11 protein-coding genes are annotated in these 13,834 nt (G+C 34.9%); 1 reads left to right on the top strand and 10 read right to left on the bottom strand.

What is annotated here, in order from left to right:
* Positions 1 to 21: 21 nt before the first annotated feature.
* From ACRBBL_RS07335 to ACRBBL_RS07290, 10 genes are all read right to left on the bottom strand, one after another.
* Positions 22 to 1,050, bottom strand: a complete 1,029-nt coding sequence (locus tag ACRBBL_RS07335; RefSeq protein WP_431368377.1) for a serine hydrolase domain-containing protein — start codon at positions 1,048 to 1,050, stop codon at positions 22 to 24.
* Positions 1,051 to 1,092: 42 nt separating this feature from the next.
* The gene (locus ACRBBL_RS07330) at positions 1,093 to 1,530 is read right to left on the bottom strand and encodes a DUF1801 domain-containing protein (protein ID WP_431368376.1); all 438 of its coding nucleotides are present in this window, start codon (positions 1,528 to 1,530) and stop codon (positions 1,093 to 1,095) included.
* Between the two features lie 19 nt (positions 1,531 to 1,549).
* The gene (locus tag ACRBBL_RS07325) at positions 1,550 to 2,071 is read right to left on the bottom strand and encodes a hypothetical protein (RefSeq protein WP_431368375.1); all 522 of its coding nucleotides are present in this window, start codon (positions 2,069 to 2,071) and stop codon (positions 1,550 to 1,552) included.
* Between the two features lie 136 nt (positions 2,072 to 2,207).
* Positions 2,208 to 4,439 carry a SulP family inorganic anion transporter gene (locus tag ACRBBL_RS07320; RefSeq protein WP_431368374.1) on the bottom strand — a complete coding sequence of 744 codons (2,232 nt, stop codon included), beginning with the start codon at positions 4,437 to 4,439 and terminating at the stop codon, positions 2,208 to 2,210.
* Between the two features lie 265 nt (positions 4,440 to 4,704).
* Positions 4,705 to 7,860: a VPS10 domain-containing protein gene (locus tag ACRBBL_RS07315; RefSeq protein ID WP_431368373.1), complete on the bottom strand. Its 3,156-nt coding sequence runs from the start codon at positions 7,858 to 7,860 to the stop codon at positions 4,705 to 4,707.
* A gap of 222 nt (positions 7,861 to 8,082) precedes the next feature.
* Complete coding sequence (locus ACRBBL_RS07310; RefSeq protein WP_431368372.1) at positions 8,083 to 9,843, bottom strand: alpha/beta hydrolase-fold protein; 1,761 nt, start codon at positions 9,841 to 9,843, stop codon at positions 8,083 to 8,085.
* Positions 9,844 to 9,930: 87 nt separating this feature from the next.
* Entirely contained in the window at positions 9,931 to 10,374 is a 444-nt protein-coding gene (locus ACRBBL_RS07305; protein ID WP_431368371.1) for a DinB family protein, read from the bottom strand.
* Between the two features lie 81 nt (positions 10,375 to 10,455).
* The gene (locus tag ACRBBL_RS07300; RefSeq protein WP_431368370.1) at positions 10,456 to 11,499 is read right to left on the bottom strand and encodes an NERD domain-containing protein; all 1,044 of its coding nucleotides are present in this window, start codon (positions 11,497 to 11,499) and stop codon (positions 10,456 to 10,458) included.
* A 163-nt stretch (positions 11,500 to 11,662) separates the two neighbouring features.
* Positions 11,663 to 12,289, bottom strand: a complete 627-nt coding sequence (locus tag ACRBBL_RS07295; protein ID WP_431368369.1) for a hypothetical protein — start codon at positions 12,287 to 12,289, stop codon at positions 11,663 to 11,665.
* Between the two features lie 361 nt (positions 12,290 to 12,650).
* Entirely contained in the window at positions 12,651 to 13,007 is a 357-nt protein-coding gene (locus ACRBBL_RS07290; RefSeq protein WP_431368368.1) for a hypothetical protein, read from the bottom strand.
* Positions 13,008 to 13,131: 124 nt separating this feature from the next.
* On the opposite strand from ACRBBL_RS07290, the gene ACRBBL_RS07285 reads away from it, so the two are divergent.
* Positions 13,132 to 13,834: hypothetical protein (locus ACRBBL_RS07285; RefSeq protein WP_431368367.1), on the top strand; the 703-nt coding region annotated here is incomplete at its 3' end.

The raw sequence follows: 13,834 nt of genomic DNA, 5'->3' as shown, positions 1-13,834 counted from the left end.
TATATGCTAAGATTATTATGACTAGTTTTTATTTTCAATTATTTTCTTGATTCTATTATTTATGATTTCAGACAAGTTCCAATTGTACAATTTAGGATCTGTTGTACTATAAAATTGAACAACAACCGTATTTATATCTTTATAATATTTTGCGAAACTCTGGTATCCAGGAACCCAACCAGCATGTTCATATTCATAAATAGAATCATATAGTTCTTTTTCACTCTTTTCAAATAATGATCCATCATTCAACGCTCTTAAGAAGATACCAACGTCTTCCGCAGTGGCTAGCATACCGTGTTCATCTTCTTTTAAATCAGAAGAGTACCCTACATGATAACCGCTCATTACATCATCTATATTTACGTCATTTAACGAAGCAAAGGTATTGTTAAGGTGCAAAGGTGTTAGGATTCTTTCTTTAATGAATTGAAAGTTACCATAACCTAGCGCATTATCCATTATCTTATTGATTAAGAGATAATTTGTGTTACAATACTCGTAATCTTCATCAGGTTTAAAATTGGCAGGTTTATCAAGAATTAATGCAAGACTTTCTTCATAGGTTTCCGTTGGAGCTCCCCAAAAATTGGGAGCATTTGTAAAATTGGGAATACCGCTTCTATGCTGTATGAGTAGCCTCAAGGTTATTTTTTCTGCATTTTCAATCCTTCCTGCAAGTTCGGGTAAATAATCAGTGATTGTTTTATCTAATGAAAGTTTACCATCACTCACCAATTTGGTAACGGCTACGGCATCATATAACTTACTAATGCTAGCAATTTTAAAAAGAGCTTTTGGTTTGGCTGGTATCTTAGATTCTCGATTGTGCCAGCCAGAAGCAAGAAACTGAGGTGATTTGTTTGCTTGATCTACATAAACGATCATTCCGTCAAATCCATGACCAATGGCTTCATCTAATTGTTCTTGAACCGTGTCTGGTAGTGGAAGTATCCATGCTTTTACTAATAGCCATGGTACAAAATACAAGGAGATTATGGTTCCAACGAGTAATGCAATTCTAAGTATTTTTGTTTTTTGTTTGCTCATGATGATATTTGCCTATAGTGTATGTATTACACTTGCAAAATTCTATTTTTTACACGCACCACACTCATGATGTTCATTAATATATGCAATTGATTCCTTGCAGAGCTGTTCTAAGATTGAAATGTCTATATCTTCCAATTTTTTAATATAAATACACGCTTTCCCCATTTTAAATTTGCCAAAATCTTTCAATAAGGCATCACTTTTTTCTGTTTTAGAATAGATATAGAGAGAAAACTGTGCTTTTCTCGGCGAGAAACCTAAGATAGGAGCATTGCCTTCATGTCCGCTAGCATATTTGTAATGATAACGTCCAAAACCAATAATGGTTGGTCCCCACATTCTGGGTTCAAAACCAGACCAATCACTAATGAGTTCAATCAATTTAAGACTGTCCAGTTTCTTTTGTTCTTTATCAACATACGAATCGATAAAATCAAAAACATTAACTTCTGTTTGTGTGGTTTTATTCTTTGCCATGTGTACTATATTTGTTTTACTATTCTTTTTTATATTCTAAGTTTAGAAGGAAACCATTTATAACTGTCCACAGAAAAACAGCAAACCCCATAAGTATTTCAAGGCGACCAATAATTTCATACGGCATAAATGCAACTCCACTTAAAACTGCTACCAACAATATATGAATTAGTTTTAGTTCCTTCTTTAAGATATATTTTGTTGCTATCAAGAATAAAAATGAACCTGAAAAACCAGCCAAAATAGTTATGTATTTTATACGCCCTTCTCCTGAAAAAATCCATACGCTTCCTAAATATATAAGAATTGAAAGTGCTGAGTGTGCAATTCTTAGAAAATCGTAATTTTTGATTGTGTTATTTTTATAATAACATGTTGTCAGTGGGAATGTAAGCCCAGGTAAAAAAAGCATTAAGTTCATAAGCATCCCTTTGAAAGTATCTCCAAAGTCTATTGACCAACAAAATAGAAAGTAAAATATTCCTGTCAAGAATGAATTTACTAGAGGTTTGTTGTTATTATAGCGTATTTTCCAATCCATTTTCTGTATTGTTTTTTAGTACGTATAAAGCGAATTACTTTAGCTATCTTTCGATTCTTTTTCAATAATCAATGCAGGAATATTCAATAGTATACAGAACTGATTAAGTAACTGCATGGAAGCACCCTAAATACTTTTATGCTGTTTTTGCAGCAAAGAGTGTAGCCAATTTTTTACCATACTCTATAAAAGCGAGGGTTTCATCCGTTCGAGCCAATTTAATTTTATCAAAAATAACTATTGATTCTCCATTGCTTTCTAAATGATAAATTTGATGATTTTCGAAAAAGCGAATGATTTCATCTGTAAAAAATGATCTAATTTCATCTTCATTATTTCCCATAAGCAGGAATTTTTTAGAAAAATCTGGATACATCTTAAAATCAATGTCTTTATAGCCCGTAAATGCCATCATACGGTCAAATAATTTTTCTAATACTGCTTCTTTTTCCATAGTAAAAATAGGAATCTTTTTATTCAATTTTAAAACCATTAAAGTGGTATTAAACGTCTCAGCGGTGAAAGCCTGACCTTCATTAAAGGTTACATCCGCAATTTCCCAAGACACATCAAGATCTTTAAATGTTCCTTTAAGACAATTGTATTTACGTTCAATAGGTCTAATTTCAAAAAAGTGAAACTTCTTTAAATACGTCGTATTCCAATCAACTTGATTCGTGTATTGATAATCTTTCTCAGTGGCTAAATTTCGCAATCTTTTTTGTCGCTGCGATAGTTTAGTGCTATTGCTAGTCAAACAAATTTTTAAAGCTCTATTATATGTAGACGATGAAACATGCGAATCCAAACCTGTTATAATAACTTCACCGCCTGAAGCTCTTTGTGTTTTTAGATATTCCACTAGGTAATCCATATAGGTAATACCCACCAATCTTGTTTCTGATAAATCAATATTGACATCAGCTCCAGAAGGAATTTGTGCCACAAGTTTGTCGACTTTTAATATTCCTAAAAAATTCGCAATTCCTCTAATTTTTAAAACGAAACTGTCATCAGGTAATTGCACTAATTTTGTGCGTGATTTATAAACCATTTTAAAAAATTGAGGTATGGATAGCCTCGCCAATAACATGTGAGTGACTAGTGCCAATAATAATCCGCCGAGTAAACCAATCAATAAATTAGTATAAAGGGTTAAAACCATCGTTGCTATAAAGAATATTAATTGCTCTGTTCCTTGACTATACATTTGTTTAAATACAGATGGTGATGCCAATTTAAATCCTGTATACACAAGCAAAATGGCAAATGCACAGAGTGGGACTTGTACCATTATTGGGCTTAATACCACAATAAAAAGCAACAATAAGAGTCCTTGATACATATTTGACCATTTTGTTTTTGCTCCATTATGAATATTAACTGTACTTCTAATAATCACAGCAATGATTGGTAAACCTCCTATCATACCTGCAACTACGGTACTTAATCCTATACCAGTTAAATCTTTGTTCAAGTCCGTTTTTCGTTTATAAGGATCAATTTTGTCTACAGCTTTTGCAATGGCCAAGGATTCAATACTTGAAATTATCAAAATAGAAAATACGGTTATCCAAAATTCAATAGTATTTATTTTACCGAAGTTAGGTAACATAATGGAATCTGTAATTGTATCAGGAATATCCAATAATAGATCAGGACCTACTTCATAGGCTTTTCCAAAGAATGAAAGTGTTTGCTGATCAAAGAAATTGAACGCATATACAAATGGAATGGAAAGCGCAATAACCCACATAGGTGTAGGCAACAAATGGAAAATTCGGTTACTAATTTTGGAATGAAATAACAATAAAAGTAATCCTGTCAACGCAATAATCAATACGAAAGGATTGGCTTGAGGTAAATATACAACGGCATCAATAAGGTTTTGTACAATGCCTGGGCTCTCAGAATGTGTACCCATGGCAACATGAATCTGTTTTGCGAATATAATAATACCAATCGCAGCCAAAATACCGTGAATCACAGAAGAATGGAAGATGTCTGCCAATCGTCCCAATTTCAATATTCCTAATAACATTTGAAATGCTCCAGAAATAACAACAGCTGCCAATATATAATTAAAGGCTTGACCAGAACCATCGTCCATTGCTATCATTCCCCAAAGTATCACTCCAATAACTCCTTTAGCAGGACCGTTTACGGATATATGTCCACCACGATAAAGAGTTGTAACTACACCACCTATAATTGCAGAAAATATACCTGACATTGCCGGAGCTCCCGCAGCCAGTGCAATCCCTAAAGAAAGAGGTAAAGCAATGAGAGCGACGCTCACTGCTGCAATTAAATCACTTTTCCAATTTTCGACTAATCCCTGAATACCTTGTTTTGGTGTAGCTTCCATTTATTTAATTATTCTATACTTTATTCATATTAACCTCATCGACTAATATAGTAAATATTTGGAATAATTAGGGCTGATTTGGAAGTACTGTTTTTGGAAATTTGAAAAATAAAATAAAGAGTATAAATGCACAATGCAATTTTCTATAATGATTCAATAAACTCATCATAGATCATAAAAAAACTAATTCGTGCATTCGTGACAAAATAGATTTTGCATCATATTTCAATTACACTCAATATTCGTTAGAAACTACAGTACAAATCTAATCATCCTCCGATTTCTTCTCAAGAATCAACGCAGGAATATTTAATGATTTATAAAGCTTGTTATAGGCGTTCATCTCCGTATTGATAATAGCATCACGCTCGTTGGTATATGCTTGCCAATCGTTTAATAAATCGTTGAGGCGTTGTTTTGCGCCTTGTGTTACTTTTGGATTTGGCTGGTCTATATAGCGTAAAAGTACAATCAATTGTGCATTCAGTTTATTATTAAAATTGATTACATCCTGAAACGTTTTTTGCTCCGCTTGGATTAAATTTTCTTCCCAACTATTAATACGTTTTAATAAGGCTTCTCCTTTTTCTATCAGTGGTTCTGCTGCGTCATTGTCCTTTAAAAGTTTGGCATAGGTATTTAGTTGTGTTTTCGCAGAATGCATCTGATTCACGGATTCATGCATGTCTCTTACAGTAGTTTCAATAGTAACTAGCATTTCTTGTTGTTCGGCAAAATCTTGTGGAGTTGACTTCACAGCAGGATTTGGAAGAATCGTAGCTTTTGTTTCTACACTTTCCCCATCTAGCGTTAAGCGTAAAGTATAATTTCCAGGAGCGACACTCGAACCTGCCAATCCGCCAAAAACAAAGACTTTATTAATGGAAGGCAATGCGGCTCTGCTAAAATCCCAAGTAAATCTGTTATAACCTTTCTTTGAAGGTAAAACCTCAGGTTTTGCGGGTCCGCCTGGCCATGATCTAAATTTCTTTGGTTTTTTGTTCGTATACGTTCGGATCACTTTTGTTCCTTGTAAAACTTCTAATTTTAAATCTAAAGTATCCGCATCTTTGTCTAAATAATAATCGAAGGTGACTCCGCTTCTAGGGTTCGTACCTTGTCCAACCGCCATAGAAGTTCCTCCAAAAATGCGATAACTAGGCTTTGGTGTAAATAGTTGGACAGTTTTATTTTCCGTAGTCATACTTTGAAGAACGGCTAGATCATCCAAAATCCAAAATCCACGCCCAGAAGTTGCTGCTACCAAATCATTGTCTTGTATGGTAAGGTCATTAATGGCAACTACGGGTAAATTCAAATTCAAACGTTGCCAGTTTGTACCATCATCATTAGAAACATACAATCCAGTTTCTGTACCTGCATACAACAATCCTTTTCGTTTTTTATCGGCTCTCACAACTCTTGCAAAACCATTCGGATCATTCAAACCATTTACAATTTTTGTCCATGATTTACCATAATCGGTAGTTTTAAAAATATACGAATTCAGGTCTAAAGATTTGTATCGCATCACAACTACATACGCAGTAGCTGGATCATGTTCAGAAATATCAATACTATTTATAATTCCATCCTCAATACCTTTTGGCGTAATATTTTCCCAATTGGCACCGCCGTTTTTAGTAATATGTAATAAACCATCATCACTACCAGCATACAATACACCTTCTTCATGTTGCGATTCTACCAAAGCCGTAAGTGTATTGTAATTTTCTCCACCTGCAGCTTCGTTGGTGTATGGACCGCCACCAGGACCATGTTTTTCTGTTTCATTCTTTGTCAAATCTGGACTGATGGTTGTCCAGCTAATACCGCCATCCGTAGTTTTAAACACTACATTTCCTGCGTGATAAATCGTTTTTCTATTGTGTGGAGAAGATATAATAGGCGCATTCCAATTGTAACGAAACTTCGCATCTTTTGGAGCTATACTTAAGCCTAATTCTGGATATTGTTTGATTGCTTTTTGTTCTCTAGAAGATTTTTTCCAAGTACTAATATTACCTTGATACGTTCCGCCGTACACAATTTCTGGATTATCTGGATCAAAAGCAATAAAAGCACTTTCGCCACCAGCTACAGAATACCAATCTTTCCAATCAATACCGCCGTCATTGGTACGATTGGCAATGGCAATGGCTGAGTTGTCTTGTTGTCCACCATATACATTATACGGCACTAAATTATCTGTAATGACACGATAAAACTGTGAAGTTGCTTGATTTTGTTGTGTGCTCCAGCTTTTTCCATCATTGAATGAAATATTAGCGCCACCATCATTCGAATTAATTAAATTGGCATTGTTATGCGGATTGATCCATAAGTGATGATTATCGCCATGAGGCACAGGAATATTTACAAAGCTTTTCCCGCCATCAATAGATTTCATCACAGGAGCATTCAATACATATACCACATTTTCATTCTGCGGATCGGCAAAAATTTCCATATAATACCACGATCGAGCAATATTGACACGATTGCCATTGATTTGAATCCACTTTTTCCCTGCATCATCAGAACGATAGACACCACCTTTTTTTCCTTCTGCTTCAATCACAGCGAACACACGTTCTGGATTGGCTCTAGAAACCGAAATCCCTGATTTTCCAAAAGCTTCTGGTAAGCCTTCTTTCAGTTTTGTCCATGTATCACCACCATCAGTAGATTTGTGCAGACCAGAATGTTCACCGCCAGATTCCATATACCAAGGATAACGACGATGCTGCCACATAGACGCGTATAAAATTCTAGGATTTTTCATATCCATCGATAGGGAAGAAGCACCAGTTGTTGTATTTACATATAAAACCTTTTTCCAAGTAGTACCACCATCGGTCGTTCTATAGACTCCGCGTTCCTCAGTAGGCGCATATTGTGCACCTTGTGCTGTCACATATATAATGTCAGGATTCGTAGGATGTATAATCACATCTGAGATATGATGTGTGTTTTCTAATCCTATATGTTTCCATGTTTTTCCAGCATCCATCGATTTGTACACACCATCTCCCATAGAAGTCATGACACCACGAGCTGCATGTTCTCCCATACCGACAACTACAATATTGGTATCGCTTTCAGACACCGCAATGGCTCCGACAGATCCAGTTTTAAAGAATTTATCAGAAACGTTTTTCCAAGTAATCCCTGCATCGGTAGTTTTAAAAACACCACCGCCTGTAGAACCCATATAGTAGGTGAGTGGTTGTCCAATAACTCCTGTAGACGTTACACTTCTTCCGCCTCTAAACGGACCAATATTTCGCCATTTTAGACCATGAAACAAAGAATCTGTGAGTTGTATTGCAGGCTCTTTGACTTTCTTTTTTCTTTTCTGAGCATAACTGTGTAGCGGAAGTAAGAACAAGCAAAGGATTAGTAGTTTTATGGTTTTCATAGAGTTGGTTTTGGTTGGTGATGTATGTAAAGGTAAAAAGAGTTTTTAATATGATTTAAAAACGAGTTCTATATAGTTATTATATTAATGAAAGCTTACACTAGACGTCACATCGAGTGATTTTTGATAGAAAATTGTATCGAGATGTATTTGGAAATTCAAAACTGTTCTCGATACAAAATCTTTTCAAGATTTCACTCGAACTGACGTTATTATTACTTCTCAATACCTCCAACTCGTTAAATCAGCACCTTTAGGCGCTACTTTATCAACCTTTTCTACATATTTTTTGATAAACATACGGTGATATCGCAATCGGCTAATGTGATTTCCATTGTCGTGATCTCCGTTCCAGCAATGTTCCGCTCGATCACCATAATCTACTTCGCCGTCGTAATAAGGTTCAGTCGTTTCCGATAGAATTTCTTCCGCAAGGTATACGGCATTATTCAAATAATAATTATCCATATCGCCACAATACAAGTGAATTTTATGTTTCCAATCGTTTCCGTGTTTAGCCCAGTCTCTTTTCATAATATAAGCGAGATCGTAATTTTCTTTCCAATATGCAGCTACTTCTTTATCGATTTCTCCCGTAAGGCGATTCCAAATTCGCTTCGGATATCCTTCTTTATCAATTGGTGAATACGTAGCTTCCCAAATATCCCATTGCTGTCCAGATCGTCCTTTTGAACCTAAGACTAATTCGCGATAATTCATATCTTTCAAAGTAGCATCCACATTTCCTAAGTAATCTCGATGACCAGCAACCAATGTTTTTCTAAAAGTACCTTCTTCATAATATGCATTCTCATCTTTATAAATATTTACCAAACAATAGGCTCTAAAATCAATAGGATCGGGACATGCCGAAAAACACATTCCGTATTCCTTCGGGTATTTTACTTGTACTGCTAACGCTTCCCATCCGCCAGTACTTCCTCCATATACAAAACGCGACCAACCTTCTCCAATTCCCCTAAATTGTTGTTCTATGTAGGGAATGAGTTCGTAGGTAAGCGCGTCGCCATATGGACCTTGCGCTTCACTGTTTACTGCATACGAATCGTCATAGTATTGCGTTGGATGTTGAATTTTAATAGCGATGACTCTAGGGAAATCGGGACTTGTCCACGTTTTATAAAAATCGTAGGCTTCTTGCTGCACCATTACATTATAACCTTCCACATCAAATCGTTCACTGTATTCTGGTTTCAGATTAGGATCGGGTGGCGTCGTGCGAAATCCTCCAAAATCCTTTGGAAAATGACCGTGCATGATTGCGAGTGGATATTTTACATTCGGATGCGTATCCCAACCTTCTGGCAATAATACATGCGCGCCTATATACATATCTCTTCCCCAAAAATCACTCAACAATTTACTTCTGATTTTTATATGCTTTACATATTTTGTGTCCTCAGGTGCTGCAATTGCAGGTATTTTTTGATCGAGTTGTATGTTTAGTGATGGAAGTTGTCCATCTTTAATCGTAATTTTTTTCGGTGTAGAGTAGAGGTTGCCCGGCGCGCGATTCCATTGTTGTCCTTCGCCTCTGTCCATCGGTAATTTCACTACATGTCCGTCTGCACGATTAAAGGTTTCGTATTTGTGAAATATAGCTTGCACATAAAACTCACCCGATGGCAAGTCTGCAAAGCTTTGTATAGGATATCCAAACGCGTTTGCATCAAATTGTTGCGATTCATTGGGTTTCCAGTTGCTAATGTCCATTCCGAAGCCTTGACAGGTTTTGGAATCGTCTCGAAGTTGAAAGCGCGGTTCGGTTTCTATTTCTTTTGATATTAATAGGATCAATCTTCCGTCTAGGGCATCTTTGTAATGTTCTGTTGGGAATGAAAACTCTATGTTTACGGAAGTACCTTCTTTCTTATCCAAATCAGTACAGGAAAAGATAGAGGACGTAAGGAGAATCACTAGTAGGTAATATACATTTGAAAATGTGCTATTTGATTCTTTCATTTTGGTTGGTCATTTATAGGTTGGTTAAATAACTTTGGTTATTTCCTATAAATGTACCACAAAGATGAAACATGTGCAATGTGGGGTTTATTTCAATATTTGTTTTAGGTGATGTTCCATATGTTCCACATAATCGGTCATTAAAAATCGCAAATCACAGCTATTATCTGTATCCAATTCAATCTTATAATTGAGCGTTTCTTCTGTTTGTTTCTTCATTACGTACAGAATTCGGTTATTGAGTGCGTTCCAAAAATCAACAATCTCTTTGGTCTCAGCGTTTTGATAATCATTCGCCTGTACCAATCCATTTTGATGGTACGTTCTGATGCGATACGGTTTCTCAGCAAATTGAACTTCTGTAAACCGTTGAAGATTGTTAACTCCGGAATCAATTAAATGCCCTAGAATTTCTTTCTTTGACCATTTATCAACCGACACTTTTCGGCTTACTTCTAATTCGGGAGTTTGCTTGAAGTATGTTGAACCTTTATGTAATAATTCTTGGAGTTTTGTTATGGTTTTGGTCATTTTGTGGATTTTGCTGAGGTGTTTGTGGAGAGACTAAGATAATGAAAAATGGGGGAGACTGTTGTTTTGGATAACTTTAAATTAGATCAACTTGTTTACAATTCTATTCAGTTGCCTATCGGTTAAAACTGGCTCAAAATAATTTAAGTAAGCATTCAATTCCTTAAGTAGTTTTATAGTTACGTACTTAAATTTACCTGTTGGCTTATGATTGATCATTACTATAAGATTACGTATAGGAATTTGCTGTTCTCCCCAATGATGATCATTTAAGGTGATATTATTCGAAATATAGATATAAAGAGCAAAATTAGCCCGTTCAATTTGTTCAATTGGCGATCTCAAACTAAGAGAATCGACAAATGATTTACTCCAATTTTTTGTTTCAATTATAAAAATTCCCGCTTTTGTAATTAAGAGATGGTCAATTTGTACAGAACTAACAGTCTGACTCTGTTTTTTGTAAAAAATAGGGTGAGGAAACCTCAAATTAAAGTCATTGATTAAAACATAATCATCTGGAAGTTTCTTTATTTCTTTAACAACTAAGTTTTCTCCTATAGCTCCTGAAATCAAATTTCTTGAGTTTTCTACGACGCTACGTGTATAGGCTAACTCTTTAATTTTAGATTTTGCTCTTTTTTCAATAAGAAACTGTTTATCAGTTTTATATTGGTTTATAAAAAGCTCGTCGTTTTCTATTTTTTTAGTGATTCCAATTGCAGACGAACTTATCAGTTGTGCTTTATTTTTTACAAAGTGTTTAGATTTCTTTTTTAGAGAATACAGTTTAACACTTGAAAGTATTCTTTTTAAAAAGTTTCGATTGGTATCAATCGAATCAATCTTTTTTTGTAGTTCAGAAATTTGATGCTCTATTTTTTCAGTCTCTAACGAGATTAGTTCAGCTTTTTTCTGAATTCTTTGCTCAAGGATATTACAAGTTTCGGAATATTCTTTTTCTAAGGTATTGGACGTGTCATTCAGAATTGTGGTTTTTTCTGAATTATAACTTGACAAGAAATCATTAATCTCTTTTACAGAACTAAATCTGGTAATACCGCTATTTTCTAATTCAGATTTTAGAGATTTTAAAGATTCTATGGTTCCATATATTCTTGCCATTTGTGGAATTATTCAAATTATAGTTAACGGTTTTGTATATGACTTGTTGCGACGTTGGCTTGCTTAAAGATGTAAAACTATCACAAACCAGAGGGAAACCCGTAGGGTTTTGCGAGTACACACAGACCAAGCAATTGGTTATATACGTTGTTAGTGACAGTTTCTATTTTATTAATTTTTTTAAATTTTCAGCAACTGAAGTTTGTTTTAGTTCACGAATGTCATATTTGATAGGAATTAGCAGTTCAATCAATTTTGATAAATCATGTTTCTCTTTGTCGATTAAATAAATTTCTAGCGCATCTGATATTCCATCATAGTAGCCTGATAATCTAACTATATATCTAAAAACCCTAAAAAGGATATGAATTAGAAATATCAATAAGAAAATGGCACCAATTTTTATTGAAGCCAAATCCCAGTTTACAACTGTTTTTTCTAGTTCTATTTTTGGTGCTGTAATTGTAGTGTAAACGGCAAACCCAATAGTTATAATGGATATAATTAATATTAAAACAGAAAGATTTTTGAACAAAAGAGACCTAAATCTTAATTTCCGAATGAGTTGTTTGTATGATTCATTTGAGGTAAATTCTTTTGCATCTATAAAAATTAAATCTAAATCCTTCCAAGGAACAAAAGCGATAAGACCAAGTATTAAAGTGATTTTGTAGGTGAATTTTAAGTACCCAATGATATCAGATTTTAATCCGTCAATATTTCCGTAAATTAAATAAGTTATTAGTGAAATCAATAATAATAAAATAGATATTGTTCTTTGGTATTTCATTTTGATGTTTTTCTTTTTAATTATTACTAATGTATGTATAACAGGAACTAATTTTACATCAATTTCCCGTTATTCCCTATAAAAGTAAAACAAAGATTACAACTATACAATGCGGTTTTCCGTAATGCTTCGACAGGCTCAGCATGAAATTAATAGAATATCTCTGCATAAATATTTGATAAGCTATAATACCAAACATAATAATTCGTGAATTCGTGACAAAAAAGATAACTACTTACTAAAATAGACTCAGCATTAAAGTCAACCATAAATACAAACAAATTACTTTATCACTTTCATTCCTTATAATAAACCAAAAACACGCATTTTACGAATTCCGCAATAAAACCATCATTTTCAATCATTCCATTAAAGAATTCACAATAAAATCGCTCCCGAAACCTTCTCGCAGTGCTGCAGCAAGCTTTCGGGAAGTTACAAAAACGTCTCGCAGCAATGCAACAAGCTTTCGGGAAGTTACAGAAGCGTCTCGCAGCAATGCAGGAAACTTTCGGGAAGTTACGGAAGCGTCTCGCAGCAATGCAGGAAGCTTTCGGGAGGTTACAAAAGCGCCTCGCAGTGTTGCAACAAGCTTTCCAATGTGTTTGAAACGTTCTCGCAGACCTGCAGCAAGCTTTCCAACGCGTTTGAAACGTTCCTGTAGACCTGCAACATACTTTCGTAAGTTTATATTTCCTCCAATTTCTAAAAAGACCAATATGCCCAACCTTTATATTGGAATGTTCACGGGCTATATTTCCGCTTCACCATATATATATTGTATATACAAGGCTTCCGAGACTTTATTTGCATCATAAAATTAATCAAACAAAAAAAATTAAATGATGAAAAAGCTACTCGATTATTGGTGCAGATATCTATTTGCACATCCAAAAGAATTTGTATTTCTAACCTTAGTTTTATTTAGCTATAGTTTTGCAAATGCTCAAATAGTAATTAATGAGGTAAAAGAAACTGGTTCAATAGAACTTAAAAATGTAGGCGCAACTACGGTTGATGTTTCTTCATATTGGTTATGTGATTTTCCAGCCTACGAACGCTTAGATGATGCTTCTATCACAGTAGAATCAGGAAGTCTTATGTTAGCAGCTGGCGCTATTGTAGAAATCAGCGGTTTTGACTTTATTGACAGTGCAGATGGAGAATTAGGACTGTATTCCTCTTCGGCCTTTTCAAGTAGTGCTGCCATTGTCGATTATATTGAATGGGGATCAACAGGTCACCAACGATCAAGTGTAGCAGTTGCTGCAGGAACTTGGACCACTGGAAATTATATTCCAGCATTTGACAGTACATTATCTATTCAGTTTGATGGTGATGGAAATACAGCTGCCGATTATGGAGCGTATGTTTCTACTTTAGGAGCTGAAAATGGAACATGTCCAGAAGTTCCAGACGGTGGAATGGTAACATTGGCTGATGGTACATCTACTTCGTATGCAAACTGTGCAGGTGACATCGTATTTGATGTTGGACATACAACGACTGCTACAAACATATCATATTGGTATATCATCACAGATA

This window comes from Kordia sp., from assembly GCF_050633145.1.
GTDB lineage: Bacteria > Bacteroidota > Bacteroidia > Flavobacteriales > Flavobacteriaceae > Kordia.
This window is presented reverse-complemented; position numbering and strand designations above follow the sequence as displayed.